The organism is Bradyrhizobium sp. WD16 (genome assembly GCF_024181725.1).
Classification (GTDB): Bacteria; Pseudomonadota; Alphaproteobacteria; order Rhizobiales; family Xanthobacteraceae; genus Bradyrhizobium_A.
In genome coordinates this window covers 1,852,996-1,867,658 of record NZ_CP028908.1, presented here as the reverse complement: position 1 = coordinate 1,867,658, position 14,663 = coordinate 1,852,996, and the positions used below count along the sequence as shown (strand labels likewise).

Sequence of the window (14,663 nt, the reverse complement as noted above, 5' to 3'; positions counted from 1 at the left end):
AACGTTGGAAACGAGGGGCGACTAGCCGGCCTTGCTACACCGGCAGCGGTAACTCCATCAGATCCCTGGAGACGACGATGCGGCCGGAGAAATGCTTCTTCACGCCCGCGGTCCAGTCCTCGTCGGTGACCTGCGGATCATCGCCCGGCACGAAATGGTTGAGCGCCAGCACCTTGACCCCGGCGGCCGCGGCGATGCGGCCGACATTGTCGGTGGTGGTGTGGCTGTCCATCAAATGCTTCTTCAGCGACGCGCCATTCCTGGTCTTGAGCACCAGGCGATCGACCGCGGGCTCGAACATCACCTCATGCACCAGGACATCGGCGCCCTTGGCGAATTCGGCGAGCTTGGGATTGTAGGCGGTGTCTCCGGAGAAAACGATGACGCCGTCCGGCGTCTCGAACTTGTAGGCGAAATTGTCCTTGATCGGCGGATGCGGCGTCCTGAACGCCGTGATCTTGACGTCGGCGGTCTGCAGCACGACGCCCTCGTCGATGTCTTTCGCGATCAGCAGTTTGCGCGGATCGGGCCGGCCCTCGTCGGCGATTCGTGTCTCGACGTCGAAGTTGTTGAGCTGCCAGAAATCCTTCGTCATGGCCTCGAGCCCCTTGGGGCCGAAGGCCTCGATCGGCGTCGACAGCCCGGCGGCCCAGGCATTGTAGGCGAGATTGCCGTATTCGAGGTTGTGGTCGGAATGGTGGTGGGTGATCAGGATATATTTGACGGACGGAATCGGAATGCCGGCATTGACGAGCTGCCGGCTGACGCCCATGCCGCAGTCGATGACAAAGGGCGTGCCGTTGACCACCACCGCATTGGACGGATTGGAGGCGCCGATCCCGACCCTTGGTCCGCCTTTGGTGCCGAGAAAGACGATGCGGGTGCGCGGCTTGCCGCCGGTCTGCGCCAAGGCGAGCGATCCAGGCGCCAGCGCGATCGCGCCACCGGCCGCCATCAGCTTCAGGACGTCTCGACGATCGACCACGGCGCGTCTCCATGTTGCCAGTCTTGTGCTCCCGGGACTGCCCCGGTGTCTCAAGGCTGCCGACAACGCGACGCCGCGACAGCGCCCCAGGGCCCGCCGTGCGGATCCATTCAGCGCGTCGGCGCGTCGGCACGCCGTCCGAAGGGGGGATGTGGTTCAGATCCGCCGATTCAGTCGATCGCCTGTGATTTCGGTTCAGAAATTCCTTCCTGAACCGAAATCTCACCGGATGATGAGGCGCGTGCCGCCGGCTTCGGTCTTCACCCGCGCAGCACGCCGCCGGTCTTCTTGACGATCTCGGCGACGATCTTGCCGGCCACCGCCTCGATCTCCTGATCGGTCAGGGTCTTGTCGCGTGGCTGCAGCGTCACCGCGATGGCGATCGACTTCTTGCCGTCCTCGATGCCCTTGCCCTCGTAGAGATCGAACACGCTGACGTTGGTGATCAGCTTCTTGTCGACGCCCTGGGCCGCCCGCACGACGTCGCCGGCCTTCACCGCGCGATCGACGATGAAGGCGAAGTCGCGCGATACCGGCTGGAAGGCCGACAGATCGAGCAGCGGCTTGGTGCGTGTCGGCCGTGCCTTGGGCTCCGGAATGCGGTCGAGAATCACCTCGAAGCCGACCAGCGGGCCTTCGGCGCCGAGCGCTTCCAGCGCACCCGGATGCAGTTCGCCGAAATAGCCGAGGACGTTCTGCGGCCCGATCTGGATCGTGCCGGAGCGGCCCGGATGCAGCCAGGCGGGCGCCTGCTTCGCCTCGGTGAGCGGCACGATCTGCAGGCCCTGCATCGGCGCGCCGGTGGCGGCGAGCACGGCGAGGGCGTCGCCCTTGGCGTCGAAGGCGTCCGCCGCCGCGGTGCCGGACCAGTGGCGGCCGACCCCGCGCGCGCTGGCGAGGCCGCGGCGCAGACCGCTCGCGGCAATGAACTGGTCCTGCGGACGATCGCCACGGAACACCTGGCCGACCTCGAACAGGGCGAGATCGGCGATGCCGCGATCGGCATTGGCCTGGGCGGCGCGGATCAGTCCCGGCAACAGACTCGGCCGCATGTCGGACAGATCGGCCGCGATCGGATTGGCGAGCGTGAGTTCCGGCTGTCCGCCGCCGAACAACACGGCCTCGTTCCTGGCGATGAACGACCAGGTCACGGCCTCGACCATGCCGCGTGTCGCCAGCGCGCGCTTGGCACGCCGCGTCCGCTGCTGCAGGCTGGTGAGCACCGGCTTGCGCGGATTGTCGCCGCGCGGGAACGGCGTCATCGGAATGCGTTCGACGCCGACGATGCGGATGATCTCCTCGACGAGGTCGGCCTTGCCGTGAACATCGCTGCGCCATGACGGCACCGCGATCTTCACCACCGGCCCGGTGCCGGCGAGCATGAAGCCGAGATGGCCGAGGATCCGCCGGACCTCGACCAGCGGCACGTCGATGCCGGCGAGACGCTTCACTTCCGTCAGCGGGAAATCGATCACGCGGTCGTCGCCGTGCTGCTTGCCGACCACAATCGCTTCCGAGGGGGTGCCGCCGCACAGTTCGAGAACCAGCTTGGTCGCGAGGTCGAGGCCCGGCACCATGAAGGCCGGGTCGACGCCGCGTTCGAAGCGGTAGCGCGCGTCGGAATTGACGCCGAGCCGGCGGCCGGTGTGGGCGATGTTGAACTCGTTCCACAGCGCCGATTCGATCAGCACGTCGGTCGTCGCTTCGGAACAGCCGGAGGCTTCGCCGCCCATGATGCCGGCGAGCGATTCGACGCCGGCATCATCGGCGATGACGCAGATGGCGGGATCGAGTTCGTAGGTCCGGCCGTCGAGGGCGAGAAGGCTTTCGCCCTCGCGGCCGCGGCGCACGACGAGATCACCCTTGACCTTGGCCGCGTCGAAGACGTGCAGCGGCCGGGCGCGGTCGAAGGTCAGGAAGTTGGTGATGTCGACCAGCGCATTGATCGGCCGCAGGCCGATCGCGGCGAGGTGCTTCTGCAGCCATTCCGGCGAGGGTCCGTTCCTGACGCCGCGCACGAGGCGCAGCGCGAAGCCGGGGCAGAGATCGGGCGCCTCGACCTTGACCTTCACCGGGCAGGGAATCTCGCCCTTCACCGGCCGGATCGGCGGCGTCTTCAGCGTGCCCATGCCGGCGGCCGCGAGGTCGCGGGCGATGCCGTGCACGCCGGTGCAGTCCTGGCGGTTGGGGGTGAGGTTGATCTCGATCACCGGATCGCCGAGGCCGGCCCACTCGGCATAGGACGCGCCCACCGGCGCGTCGGCCGGCAGTTCGATGATGCCGTCGTGGTCCTCGGACAGCTGCAGTTCGGCGGCCGAGCACAGCATGCCGCGGCTTTCGACGCCGCGGATGGTGCCGACGCCCAGCGTGATGTTCTTGCCGGGAATATAGCTGCCCGGCGGCGAGAACACGCTGACGAGCCCGGCGCGGGCATTGGGCGCGCCGCACACCACCTGCACCGGCGCGCCGGCACCGGTGTCGACCATGCAGACCCGCAGCTTGTCGGCGTTGGGATGCTTCTCGGCGGAGATCACCTTGGCGATGGAGAAGGACTTGAGCGCCTTCGCCTTGTCCTCGATGTTTTCGACCTCGAGCCCGATCATGGTGAGCTTGTCGGCGAGCTTTTCCAGCGGCTCGTCGGTTTCGAGATGCTCCTTGAGCCAGGACAGGGTGAATTTCACGACGACAGCCCTCCAGCCAGCGTGGGCATCTCAAGCGGCTTGAAGCCGTAATGATCGAGCCAGCGCCCGTCCGCCTCGAACAGGGCGCGCAGGTCCGGCAGGCCGTATTTCAGCATGGCGATGCGGTCGATCCCCATGCCCCAGGCGAAGCCCTGATAGACCTCGGGATCGATGTCGCAGGCGCGCAGCACGTTGGGATGGACCATGCCGCAGCCGAGAATCTCCAGCCAGTCCTCGCCTTCGCCGAAGCGGATCTCGCCCTTGTCGCGGCGGCACTGGATATCGACCTCCAGCGACGGCTCGGTGAAGGGGAAGAACGACGGACGGAAGCGCATGTTGACGTTGTCGACTTCGAAGAACGCCTTGCAGAATTCGTGCAGGATCCACTTGAGGTGGCCGAGATGGGACTCCTTGTCGATCACCAGCCCCTCGACCTGGTGGAATTGCGGGGTGTGGGTGGCGTCGGAATCGATGCGATAGGTGCGGCCCGGGCAGATCACCCGGATCGGCGGCTGCTGGGTCAGCATGGTGCGCACCTGCACCGGCGAGGTGTGGGTGCGCAGCAGCAGGCGCGAGCCGTCCTCCTTCGGATTGAAGAAGAAGGTGTCGTGCATCTCCCGCGCCGGGTGGCCTTCGGGGAAGTTCAGCCGGGTGAAGTTGTAGTCGTCGGTCTCGATGTCGGGCCCTTCGGCGACCGAGAAACCCATGTCGGCGAAGATGGTGGAGAGTTCGTCCCAGACCTGGCTGAGCGGATGGATGCGGCCGCTCTCCGCCGGCGGATCGCGCAGCGGCAGGGTGACGTCGATGGTTTCGCGGGCGAGGCGGGCGTCGAGGGCGGCAGCGCGCAGCACCTCGCGGCGCTCGGCGAGCGCCGCGGTGACCGCGTCCTTGACGGCGTTGATCGCGGCGCCCTGGGTGCGGCGCTCGTCCGGCGACATCTTGCCGAGAGTGGCGAGCAGCGCGGAGATCGAGCCCTTCTTGCCGAGCGCACCGACCCGCACCGCCTCGAGAGCGGCTTCGTCGGATGCGGCGGCGACGGCCTGGAGCAGGTCGGCCTGGAGTGTGGTGGTGTCGGACATCAAAAGCCCCGTCGGAAAAGCGGTGAAAGGCGTCCGGCGGGGGTCGTTCTCAAGCCCGGCCGAACGGGGCGGGGCTCCTGGTCAGAACCCCGGTCGTCGCGGCCTCGTCAAAGCGGGCGATAAGGCTCAGGCCGCGAGCGCGGCCTTGGCCTTTTCGGCGATCAGCTGGAAGGCGGCCGGCTCGTGGATGGCCAGATCCGACAGCACCTTGCGGTCGACAGTCACGCCCGATTTGGCGAGGCCGTCGATAAATCGGCTGTAGGTCAGGCCGAACGGACGCACGGCGGCGTTGAGGCGCTGGATCCAGAGGGCGCGGAAGGTGCGCTTCTTGCGCTTGCGGTCACGGAAGGCGTACTGGCCGGCCTTCTCCACCGCCTGCTTGGCGGCGCGAATGGTGTTCTTGCGGCGGCCGTAATAACCCTTGGCGGCCTTGTAGACTTTCTTGTGCTTGGCGTGAGCCGTCACACCGCGTTTAACGCGAGCCATGACAGTTCTCCTTGAAGTTCAACAGGGTGACAGATGCACCGCGAGCCGCGGCGCGGGTGTGATCAGGCGTTCGGCAGGAAGTATTTCTTGATATTGTCGCCGTCGGTCTTGAACAGCACGCGGGTGCCGCGGAGCTGGCGGATCTGCTTCTTCGTCCGCTTGATCATGCCGTGACGCTTGCCGCGCTGGGCGTGCTTGACCTTGCCTGTGGCGGTCACCTTGAAGCGCTTTTTGGCGCCCGATTTGGTCTTCAACTTGGGCATTTGGCTCTCCTAAGTTCCGGCACGCAACGCGCCCCCGAAACGAGGGCGGGCCGGTCTAAATGCTCGCTAGAGCGTTGAAATTGCCGAAGTTTCTCGATTTTTGACAGGCTCGAAAGCCCAGGTCCCAGTCGAAAGTCCGGCAGGTCGTCGCCACGGCAGCCCTTGATCAGCCGGGCGGCGAAGGCTGGGCTTATGGCAGAGCGGCGGCCAATTGGCAACGACAAAGCGGCCGGCATGGATGTTTGCGCCGCTTCCGGACAGCAAAACGGCCCGCCAAGACGGGCCGTGCTTTCGTTCCGACGACGCAGGAGGCCACGGATGCAAGGATGGACGCGACGCTGTCAGCGCGGCGCCAGCACCATCACCACCTGGCGACCCTCGAAACGGGCGTCCTGCTCGACCTTGGCAAGCTCGGCCACGTCCGACTTGACCCGGTCCAGCAGCTTGGTGCCGATTTCCTGGTGCGCCATTTCGCGGCCCCGGTAGCGCAAGGTGATCTTGACCTTGTCGCCCTCTTCGAAGAACCGCTGCATCGCCTTCATCTTCACGCTGTAGTCGTGTTCGTCGATCATCGGGCGGAGCTTGATCTCCTTGATCTCGACGACCTTCTGCTTCTTGCGGGCCTCGGCAGCCTTCTTCTGCGCCTGGAACTTATACTTCCCGTAATCCATGATCTTGCAGACGGGAGGATTGTTGTTCGGCGAGATCTCCACGAGGTCCATGCCGGCCTCGGCGGCCAACCTGATCGCGACGATGGTCTCGACCGTGCCGTGATTGGTGCCGTTCTGATCGATCAGCTGGATTTGGGCGTTGCGGATTTCATCGTTGGTGCGCGGTCCGTCCTTCTGGACGGGGGCTGGCGCTCTGTTGGGGCGGCGAATGGGGTCAACTCCAATGCTGTTGGTGAAGAACGTAGTTTGAAGGAATAAGCGTAAGCGGGCAAGCGCCGATCCGTGCGGCGCGCATGAAACCGTCAAATCAGAGGTAATTTGACCACCCCGCGGCGGCTGACATAGAGGGGGCCGCGCGGCCGCGCAAGCGCCGCCGCCGTTGAATTCACCCGCCGGCGAAGCCATTGTCCGGCCACGACAACAGATCCGGCGGTTCATCCGGATCTTTATTGCAGGGTCCCTTCCATGAGCGAATTCGAGGCCGCAGCGCCGCTTTTCATCGATGTCGGCGGCGGCGCGGCGCAGCGTCGCATCGCGGTGCGTCGGCGCGCGGGTGGGGGGCCCGGCCTGTTCTGGCTCGGCGGTTTTGCCTCCGACATGAAGGGCACCAAGGCGCAGGCGCTCGATGAATGGGCCGCGGCCCACCGGCGCGCCTGCATCCGCTTCGACTATTCAGGTCACGGCGAGTCCGGCGGCGCCTTCGTCGACGGCACCATCGGTCGCTGGCTGGAGGAAAGCCTCGCCGTCTATGAGCGCTTCTGCGACGGGCCGCAGATCGTCATCGGTTCCTCGATGGGCGGCTGGATCGCGCTGCTGCTGGCGCGCGAACTGCGCCGGCGCGGCTCTGCGGTCGCGCCGCTCAAGGGTCTCGTGCTGATCGCGCCGGCGCCGGATTTTACCGAGGCGCTGATGTGGAAGGCGTTTTCGCCGGACATCCGCGCCGAAATCGAAACCAGCGGGGTCTGGTTGCGGCCGTCCGAATACGGCGCGCCGCAGCCGATCACCAAAGCGCTGATCGAGGACGGCCGGCAGCATCTCGTGCTCGGCGGCAGCATCGAGACCGGCTGCCCGGTGCGCATCCTGCAGGGCGCGAAGGATCCCGACGTGCCCTGGCAGCATGCCTTTGAACTCACCCATCGGCTGCCGAGCGATGATGTGGTGCTCACCATGATCCAGGACGGCGATCATCGCCTGTCACGGCCGCAGGATATCGCCCGCCTGCTCGCCACCGTCGCGGAATTGTCCGCAGCGGAGGGCTGAGGCGGCGGCGGCGTCGCCTGCCTGCGGGGCGCTCACCCGCCCGTCCACTCCGCCAGCACCTCCGGGTCGGTCTCTTCGCTGCGGGCGATGGCGGCCAGCGCCGCGAAATCGTCGGGCGGCAGCAGCTCCGTCAGGGCCCAGGCGGCGGCGCCGCGCACCAGCGCATCGTCGTCGTGTCGCAGCCGCAAGGCCTCCTCGACGAGCGCGGGATCGCCGGAATTGCCGATCGCGATCAGCACATTGCGCAGGAAGCGGGCGCGGCCGATGCGCTTGACCGGGGAGCCCCTGAAGCGGGCGCGGAAGGCGGCGTCGTCGAGCCGTGCGAGCTCGGCCAGCGGCGGCGCGCGCAATTCGCCGCGGGCCGCCAGTCTGGCTTCGCGGCCTTGCTGCGCGAACTTGTTCCACGGGCAGACCGCGAGGCAATCGTCGCAGCCGTAGATGCGGTTGCCGATGGCTTTGCGGAAGGCGCGCGGGATCGCGCCCTTGTGCTCGATGGTGAGGTAGGAAATGCAGCGCCGTGCGTCGAGCCGGTAGGGCGCGGGAAAGGCATCGGTCGGACAGGCGTCGAGGCAGGCGCGGCAGGTGCCGCAATGGTCGGTTTCGGCCGCGTCCCGCGGCAGCTCGAGGGTGGTATAGATCGCGCCGAGGAACAGCCAGGAGCCAAAGCGCCGCGACACCAGGTTGGTGTGGCGGCCCTGCCAGCCGAGCCCGGCCTGATGGGCGAGCGGTTTCTCCATCACCGCGGCGGTATCGACGAAGACTTTGACATCGCCGCCGGCGCGGGCGACGAGCCAGCGCGCCAGCGTCTTGAGGCGTTTCTTGATCAGGTCGTGATAGTCGTCGCCGCGCGCATAGACCGAAATCGCGCCGTGGCTGCGCCGGGCGAGAGCGGCGCGTGGATCTTCGTCGGGGCCGTAATTGACGCCGAGCATGATGATCGAGCGCACCTCGCTCCACAGCACGCGCGGATCGGTGCGCCGCGCCGGCTCGCGGGCGAGCCAGTCCATGTCGCCATGGCCGCCGCTGTCGAGGAATTGGACAAAACGCGGCCCGGCCTCGCGGATGGCGGCGGGGTCGGTGACGCCGACGGCGTCGAAGCCGAGCGCGGCGGCTTCAAGGGCCAGCGCGGCGCGCAGGCTGTCGGCAGCGGAGGGCGCGGCCGCCGGCGCGCTCAGAAGTCGAGATCCACGTAGGTCGGCGAGGCCGGCACGCCCGCCAGCCACTCGCTCAGCAGCGGGCGGAATGACGGCCTCGACTTGATGCGCGCGTACCATGCCTTGGCGCCTTCGTCTTCGGCCCACGGCACATCGCCGACATAATCGATCGCCGACAGATGCGCCGCGGCGGCGAGATCGGCGTAGGTGAGCGTATCGCCGGCGAGGAAGTTCCGCGACCGCGCCAGCCAGCCGATATAAGCGAGATGATAGCGCACATTGGTCTTGGCCGCGCGAATCACGTCGGTCGACGGCGGCCCGCCGCCGTCCTCCTCGGTCATATAACGCTTGTAAATGCGCTCGGTGACCAGGGGGCCGCTCGCCTCCTCGTAGAATTTCTCGTTGAACCAGGCCATCAGCCGCCGCACCTCGATGCGCTCGGCCTGGGTCTTCGGCAGCATGCGGTGGTCCTCGAGCCCTTCGCCGTGCATCTCATCGAGGTATTCGCCGATGATGGCGGCGCTCGGGATCGGCGGCGCGCCCTCGGCGATCATCACCGGCGTTGCGCCGGCCGGATTGAGGGCGAGAAAGGCCTCGCGGCGTTCCCATACCCGCTCCTCCACCAATCGCACGTCGAGCCCGTATTCGCCGAGCGCGAGCCGGACGAAGCGCGAATGCGGACAGAACGGATGATGGAACAGTGTGAACATGAGGCCCCTGGGTTGACGGCAAAAGCTTAAAAGTTCGTGGCCGTTTGATGACAGCGCCGCCCAAACTAACGGCATTGTCCCCGCGGGCAAGGCGCCAATTCGGCGGCAGCGGCGGCGCAGGCCTCCGGTCGCCGCAATGCTGTGCGCTGTCAAGCCGTCATGGCGCGGTTTTGGCGTTGCGACGATGCAGCGAATAAGCCACAAGGGGCGGCTTTTTCGCGGGGCGAAGCCAAGGTTTCCACGGATCATCACATGCTGTCGGACACGATCAGGGCGATTCTTCTCGGCATCGTCGAGGGCGTCACCGAATTCCTGCCTGTTTCCTCGACCGGACATCTGCTGCTGGTCGAACGCTTCTTCGGTCTCGATGACAGCGGTTTCTGGAAGAGCTTCGCCGTGCTGATTCAGCTCGGCGCCATCCTCGCCATCCTGATGATCTATTTCGGCCGGCTGTGGCGCATCGCGCTCGGCATGTTCACCGATCCGGATGCCCGGCGCTTCGTCATCGGCGTGCTCGTCGCCTTCCTGCCAGCCGCCGTCATCGGCGCGCTCGCCGGCGGCCTGATCAAGAGCTACCTGTTCAATCCCTGGGTCGTGTGCTTCTCGCTGATCGTCGGCGGCGCCGTGCTGCTGTGGGTCGACCAGATCGACCTCTACCCGCGCTACCACGATGCCACCAGCTTCTCGCTGCCGATGTATTTCGGCATCGGCGTCGCCCAATGCGCGGCGATGATTCCGGGTGTCTCCCGCTCGGGCGCCAGCATCGTCTCGGCGATGCTGTTCGGCGCCGACAAGCGCTCGTCGGCGGAGTTTTCGTTCTTCCTGGCGATCCCGACCATGGTCGGCGCCTTCGCCTATGATTTCTACAAGAACCGCGCCGAGATGAATACCGATCACATCGCCATCGTGGCGATCGGATTCGTCGTGTCCTTCATCACCGCGGCGATCGTGGTGCGCACCTTCCTCGAATTCGTCACCCGCAACGGCTTCGCCTTCTTCGCCTGGTGGCGCGTCACCGTCGGCACGCTCGGGCTGATCGCGTTGGCGCTGGGCAAGTGAGCGGGCGATTCATGTCGCGCGCCGCGCCTTCATTGCCATGAGGCGCAGCCGGGCTTGTCCCGGCCAGTCACGTCCTGCTTGCTGAAGCATGTTCGAGGCGTGGATGCCGGCGGCAAGCGCGGGCACGACGATCGATTTACGCCGCGTGCGAGAACTGGCCGGTCTTGCGGAAGCGCCAGAGATAGGACGGCAGGATCGCGGCGAGCGATTCCGGCACGATGCCGAGGCCTTCGAGGGTCAGGCCCGCGGCTTTGGCGGCTTCCGACACCACGTTGTCGTTGCGCAGCAGTTCGACCTGGTCCGGCGTCAGCTTGAGGGCGCCGGGGGCGTATTGCAGGACCAGGGCCTGCAGCTTCGCTAGCGGCAAGGGCAGCGGCAGCAGCGCCCGTTCGCGATGGATGGTGGCGAGGATCAGTTCGATGATCTCGCGCATGGTCATCACCTCGGGCCCGCCGAGTTCGTAGGTCGCGCCGGCACGCGCCTTGCCATCGACGGCCGATGCGATGGCCGCCGCGACATCGCCGACGAAGACCGGCTGCAGCCTGGTGTCGCCGCCGACCAGCGGCAGCAGCGGCATGACGCGCGCCAGCGCGGCGAAGCGGTTGGTGAACTGGTCCTCCGGACCGAACACCACCGACGGGCGGAAGACGATGCTGCCGGGCAGGACGGCGCGGATCGCGGCCTCGCCAGCCGCCTTGCTGCGGGCGTAGAGCGAGGCCGATTGCGCATCGGCGCCGATCGCCGAGACATGGATCAGCCGGGCGCCGGCGCCGTTCGCTGCCGCCGCCACGGCAGCGGCGCCTTCGTCCTGGACCGACTTGAAGGTCTGGGCGCCCGATTCGGCGAGAATCCCGACGAGGTTGATCACCACGGCGCTGCCGCGCACCGCCGCGGTCACCGATTCGGGGTAGCGCAGGTTGGCCTGGACGGCATGAATCTGGCCGACCCTGCCGAGCGGCTGGAGATGGCCGGCGAGGTCCGGGCGCCGCACCGCCACCCGGATGCGGTAGCCGCGCTTGGCCAGCGCCCGCACCACGTGCCGGCCGAGAAAGCCCGAGCCGCCGAAAACGGTGATCAGGGTTTCCAGGGTTTGGTCGCCAAAGCCTTGATTGAAGCCTTGGGCGGTGAATCGGGGGGCGTCGGCGGGTGTGGTCATCGGCGTGAATTCCTCGGCGGACAGTCCGAAGTCGCATTCCTGGCAAGGGCAATGGGCGGCGCAGGGGCGCCACGCGGCGCTGGTGTCGCACACTATCGCCCGGTCCGCAAAGAGGGGATCGGGGTGTGGCGACCCCTTGCCCGCGCTTTCGCGCACCGGCCGGGCGGCATTGCGGTCGCCGCTGTTGACAAGGCGAAACCAACCCCTCTATGTGTCGCCCCGTTGCCCAGGTGGCGGAATTGGTAGACGCGCTGGTTTCAGGTACCAGTGGTGCAAGCCGTGAAGGTTCGAGTCCTTTCCTGGGCACCATCTTTCTCTTTTGAAGATGATGCTTCCCCGATCGTCGAGGCCGTAAAACTGTCGCCTCGCGGCGCCCCAGGCGTCGGCCGAACGGCAGGTCCGATGGACGTCGTCCGGACCCCGGGAACCCCCGATTAAGCTTCGACCGCGATATTGTCGTGCGATTCGGCCCGCTTTCGGCTAACGAGGCGGCCAATATTTCATTTGCAACCGACATACATCGAGACGCCATGACCATCCGTCTGCATCGGGGCGATCTGCCCGACCTCGGCCGCTACACCGCCTCGGTGGCCATCGACACCGAGACCCTCGGCCTCAATCCGCACCGCGACCGGCTCTGCGTGGTGCAGCTCTCCAACGGCGACGGCACCGCCGACGTGGTGCAGATTCCGGCCGGTCACCGCGACGCGCCGAACCTGAAGAAGCTGCTGGGCGATCCGGCGGTCACCAAGATCTTCCACTACGCCCGCTTCGACGTCGCGGTGCTGTTCAACACTTTCGGCGTGATGCCGCAGCCGGTCTATTGCACCAAGATCGCGTCGCGGCTTGTCCGCACCTACACCGATCGCCACGGCCTCAAGGACCTGGTGCGCGAACTGCTCGGCGTCGAGCTCTCCAAGCAGCAGCAGTCGAGCGACTGGGGCGCCGCGGCGCTGACCGACGCCCAGCTCGCCTATGCCGCCTCCGACGTGCTCCACCTGCATCAGCTGCGCGAGCGGCTCGACGCGATGCTGGCGCGGGAGAACCGCACCGCGCTTGCCGGCGCCTGCTTCGGCTTCCTGCCGGCCCGGGCGCTGCTCGATCTGCAGGGCTGGCACGACCAGGACATCTTCTCGCATTCGTAACGTTGCGATCCGTTGCCGCGGGGCCGGTGGTGCCGCCTTTCGGTCACAGTCCTAGTGTCCCGTCTCCGAATTACCGCTTCGTTTGCCTCTCGCTCGCACGGCAATTCGGAGACATAAGGGACACTAGCAAAATCAAAGTGCTAGTGTGGCTTATGTCTCGCAATTGCCTACGAGAGGCTTGCCGCCAAGGCGGTAGGCAATTGCGAGACGCCACACTGGTGTCCGGTTTCCAACGTTCGTATTCCTTTGCAGCAGGTGCTCCGACGAACGTTGGAAACAAAGGGACACCAGCATCAATAGGATTCTAGTGCGGTTTCGGATCCGACGCGCGTAAGCGGGCGTGTGGGAGGGCTGCACCGCCGGGGCCGCCGGGTTAGACTTGCCTTCGGGGATTGTGTCCGGGGGATCTTCGCAAAGCGGGCACTGGAGCCGCGGAGCCGCCGTGACGTTGATGGACCAGCAGAGCTATCAGGCCGGGATGGAGCGGCGTTTTGCCCGCGCGAGCCGTCACAGCGCCCGCGTCCGCTTCCTGCGCCGGGCCATCCCCACCGTGGTGGGACTTGCGATTCTGCTGATCGTCGCCGCGTCCGTCTTCAATCCGTTCCGGCTGCTCTCCAAACTGCCGCTCAGCGCCGGCAACCTGGTGGTCTCGGGGACCAAGATCACCATGCAGTCGCCGCATCTCACCGGCTTCACGCCCGACCAGCGCCCCTATGACCTGCGCGCGAAGACCGCCACCCAGGATGTCACCGATCCGGTGCACGTTGAATTGCAGGACATGAGCGCCAAGGTGCAGATGGAAGACAAGAGCACCGTTACCATGGACTCGAAGGTCGGGTTTTTCGACACCAAGACCCAGTTGCTCGATCTCAAGCAGGATATCTTCCTGCAGTCGTCCACCGGCTACGAGGCGCGTCTCACCCAGGCCCAGGTCGATCTCGCCAAAGGTACCGTCTCCTCCGACGAGCCGGTCGCGGTCAAGCTGCTCAACGGTACGCTCAATTCCAACAAGCTACGCATCATCGACAACGGCGTGCTGGTCGTCTTTGGTGGCGGCGTGTCGATGACATTGTTTCTCGACGAGGGCCCCAAGCCCGCCGGCGATGCCGGTGCCGCCGAAACCGCGGCGGCGCCGCCGGTTGTCGAAAGCGTCGCCGAGCCGCGGCCGCGCCCGGCGCCGGCGCGCCGGAAGCGCGAGCCATGAGGATGTTTATGAGACTGCAACGAAGCTTGACGGGCGCGGTATTGGCGCTGGCGGTGACGGGGCTCGCGCTCGGCGGCGAAGTGCGCGCGCAGGGGTCGGTGCAGGGTGTGCCGAATGCCATGCAGGGCTTCTCGCAGAACCGCGACAAGCCGATCCAGATCGATGCCGGCAGCCTCGAGCTGCGCGACAAGGAGAAGGCCGCGACCTTCAAGGACAACGTCAAGGTGGTGCAGGGCGACACCACCATGCGCTGCAAGATCCTGGTGGTCTTCTACGAAGGCGGCGCCGGCGGTTCAGCCACTTCCGGCGCGCAATCCAACGCGCAGCCCGCGCAACCCAAGCCGACCATGACCTCGGCGACGCCGGGTCCGACGGGCAGTTCGGCGATCAAGCGCCTGGAAGCCAAGGGCGGCGTGATCGTCACTCAGAAGGACCAGACGGTGACCGGCGACAACGGCGTGTTCGACATGAAGACGAACACCATCACCGTGACCGGTAACGTCGTGCTGACGCAGGGCGACAACATCCTTCGCGGCGACACCCTGATCGTCGACATGACCACCGGAATTTCCCGCGTCGAAGCCAAGAAGGGCGTGCAGGGCATGTTCAAATCGTCAGCCCCGACCAATCCCGGCGCCGGCGGCCTGTTCCCCAGCTCACCCCCACAGCCTTCGGCGCCGGCTCCGCGCCAGAGCGGAAAGCCCTTGAAACTCAACGATGTGAACGAGGGGACGCGGCGCTGAGCTTGATCGGCGCTGCCCGAGCGCGTATCAGGGCTCGACCTCGTCGTCGCGCGGGAACAAGGATTGT

Annotated in this window: 14 protein-coding genes and 1 tRNA gene; 6 read left to right on the top strand and 9 right to left on the bottom strand. The window is 66.5% G+C overall.

Annotated features, from left to right (window positions below; all coding sequences use genetic code 11):
• Positions 1–34: 34 nt before the first annotated feature.
• The 6 genes from DB459_RS08625 to infC all read right to left on the bottom strand — a co-directional run bounded on the left by DB459_RS08625 (position 35) and on the right by infC (position 6,375).
• The gene (locus DB459_RS08625) at positions 35–985 is read right to left on the bottom strand and encodes an MBL fold metallo-hydrolase (protein WP_253712456.1); all 951 of its coding nucleotides are present in this window, start codon (positions 983–985) and stop codon (positions 35–37) included.
• Between the two features lie 260 nt (positions 986–1,245).
• On the bottom strand, positions 1,246–3,666 hold the full coding sequence (pheT, locus tag DB459_RS08620; protein ID WP_253712455.1) for a phenylalanine--tRNA ligase subunit beta: 2,421 nt from the start codon (positions 3,664–3,666) through the stop codon (positions 1,246–1,248).
• Positions 3,663–4,745 carry a phenylalanine--tRNA ligase subunit alpha gene (gene pheS / locus DB459_RS08615; protein WP_253712454.1) on the bottom strand — a complete coding sequence of 361 codons (1,083 nt, stop codon included), beginning with the start codon at positions 4,743–4,745 and terminating at the stop codon, positions 3,663–3,665. The genes pheT and pheS overlap by 4 nt, the downstream gene beginning before the upstream one ends.
• Before the next feature lie 126 nt (positions 4,746–4,871).
• On the bottom strand, positions 4,872–5,231 hold the full coding sequence (gene rplT / locus DB459_RS08610) for a 50S ribosomal protein L20 (RefSeq protein WP_211968734.1): 360 nt from the start codon (positions 5,229–5,231) through the stop codon (positions 4,872–4,874).
• A gap of 62 nt (positions 5,232–5,293) precedes the next feature.
• Complete coding sequence (gene rpmI, locus DB459_RS08605) at positions 5,294–5,494, bottom strand: 50S ribosomal protein L35 (protein ID WP_253712453.1); 201 nt, start codon at positions 5,492–5,494, stop codon at positions 5,294–5,296.
• A 341-nt stretch (positions 5,495–5,835) separates the two neighbouring features.
• Positions 5,836–6,375 carry a translation initiation factor IF-3 gene (gene infC / locus DB459_RS08600; protein ID WP_253713480.1) on the bottom strand — a complete coding sequence of 180 codons (540 nt, stop codon included), beginning with the start codon at positions 6,373–6,375 and terminating at the stop codon, positions 5,836–5,838.
• A gap of 255 nt (positions 6,376–6,630) precedes the next feature.
• Here infC and DB459_RS08595 point away from each other — a divergent pair, with 255 nt between their 5' ends.
• Positions 6,631–7,425, top strand: a complete 795-nt coding sequence (locus DB459_RS08595; RefSeq protein WP_253712452.1) for a carboxylesterase — start codon at positions 6,631–6,633, stop codon at positions 7,423–7,425.
• A gap of 32 nt (positions 7,426–7,457) precedes the next feature.
• On the opposite strand, the gene queG is transcribed toward DB459_RS08595, so the two are convergent.
• Entirely contained in the window at positions 7,458–8,648 is a 1,191-nt protein-coding gene (queG, locus tag DB459_RS08590; protein WP_253713479.1) for a tRNA epoxyqueuosine(34) reductase QueG, read from the bottom strand.
• Positions 8,597–9,289 carry a glutathione S-transferase family protein gene (locus tag DB459_RS08585; protein WP_253712451.1) on the bottom strand — a complete coding sequence of 231 codons (693 nt, stop codon included), beginning with the start codon at positions 9,287–9,289 and terminating at the stop codon, positions 8,597–8,599. The genes queG and DB459_RS08585 overlap by 52 nt, the downstream gene beginning before the upstream one ends.
• Positions 9,290–9,541: 252 nt before the next feature.
• On the opposite strand from DB459_RS08585, the gene DB459_RS08580 reads away from it, so the two are divergent.
• Positions 9,542–10,348, top strand: a complete 807-nt coding sequence (locus tag DB459_RS08580; protein WP_253712450.1) for an undecaprenyl-diphosphate phosphatase — start codon at positions 9,542–9,544, stop codon at positions 10,346–10,348.
• Positions 10,349–10,484: 136 nt separating this feature from the next.
• Here the strand turns inward: DB459_RS08580 and DB459_RS08575 are convergent, their stop codons facing one another.
• Positions 10,485–11,504 (bottom strand): complex I NDUFA9 subunit family protein, encoded by a 1,020-nt coding sequence (locus DB459_RS08575; RefSeq protein WP_253712449.1) that lies wholly within the window; start codon positions 11,502–11,504, stop codon positions 10,485–10,487.
• A 224-nt stretch (positions 11,505–11,728) separates the two neighbouring features.
• Between DB459_RS08575 and DB459_RS08570 the strand changes: the two genes are divergently transcribed.
• The 4 genes from DB459_RS08570 to DB459_RS08555 all read left to right on the top strand — a co-directional run bounded on the left by DB459_RS08570 (position 11,729) and on the right by DB459_RS08555 (position 14,596).
• Positions 11,729–11,813, top strand: a tRNA-Leu gene (locus DB459_RS08570).
• A 221-nt stretch (positions 11,814–12,034) separates the two neighbouring features.
• Positions 12,035–12,649, top strand: a complete 615-nt coding sequence (locus tag DB459_RS08565; RefSeq protein ID WP_253712448.1) for a ribonuclease D — start codon at positions 12,035–12,037, stop codon at positions 12,647–12,649.
• A gap of 451 nt (positions 12,650–13,100) precedes the next feature.
• Positions 13,101–13,853, top strand: a complete 753-nt coding sequence (gene lptC, locus DB459_RS08560) for an LPS export ABC transporter periplasmic protein LptC (RefSeq protein WP_253713478.1) — start codon at positions 13,101–13,103, stop codon at positions 13,851–13,853.
• A gap of 8 nt (positions 13,854–13,861) precedes the next feature.
• Positions 13,862–14,596 carry an LptA/OstA family protein gene (locus DB459_RS08555; protein ID WP_253712447.1) on the top strand — a complete coding sequence of 245 codons (735 nt, stop codon included), beginning with the start codon at positions 13,862–13,864 and terminating at the stop codon, positions 14,594–14,596.
• The last annotated feature ends 67 nt before the right edge of the window (positions 14,597–14,663 follow it).

What these genes read in the sequence shown, in the direction of transcription:
- pheS (WP_253712454.1), bottom strand. Translation starts at nt 4,745, where the DNA reads ATGTCCGACACCACCACACTCCAGGCCGACCTGCTCCAGGCCGTCGCC.
- rplT (WP_211968734.1), bottom strand. Translation starts at nt 5,231, where the DNA reads ATGGCTCGCGTTAAACGCGGTGTGACGGCTCACGCCAAGCACAAGAAA.
- rpmI (WP_253712453.1), bottom strand. Translation starts at nt 5,494, where the DNA reads ATGCCCAAGTTGAAGACCAAATCGGGCGCCAAAAAGCGCTTCAAGGTG.
- DB459_RS08595 (WP_253712452.1), top strand. Translation starts at nt 6,631, where the DNA reads ATGAGCGAATTCGAGGCCGCAGCGCCGCTTTTCATCGATGTCGGCGGC.
- DB459_RS08585 (WP_253712451.1), bottom strand. Translation starts at nt 9,289, where the DNA reads ATGTTCACACTGTTCCATCATCCGTTCTGTCCGCATTCGCGCTTCGTC.
- DB459_RS08580 (WP_253712450.1), top strand. Translation starts at nt 9,542, where the DNA reads ATGCTGTCGGACACGATCAGGGCGATTCTTCTCGGCATCGTCGAGGGC.
- DB459_RS08575 (WP_253712449.1), bottom strand. Translation starts at nt 11,504, where the DNA reads ATGACCACACCCGCCGACGCCCCCCGATTCACCGCCCAAGGCTTCAAT.
- DB459_RS08565 (WP_253712448.1), top strand. Translation starts at nt 12,035, where the DNA reads ATGACCATCCGTCTGCATCGGGGCGATCTGCCCGACCTCGGCCGCTAC.
- lptC (WP_253713478.1), top strand. Translation starts at nt 13,101, where the DNA reads ATGGACCAGCAGAGCTATCAGGCCGGGATGGAGCGGCGTTTTGCCCGC.
- DB459_RS08555 (WP_253712447.1), top strand. Translation starts at nt 13,862, where the DNA reads ATGAGACTGCAACGAAGCTTGACGGGCGCGGTATTGGCGCTGGCGGTG.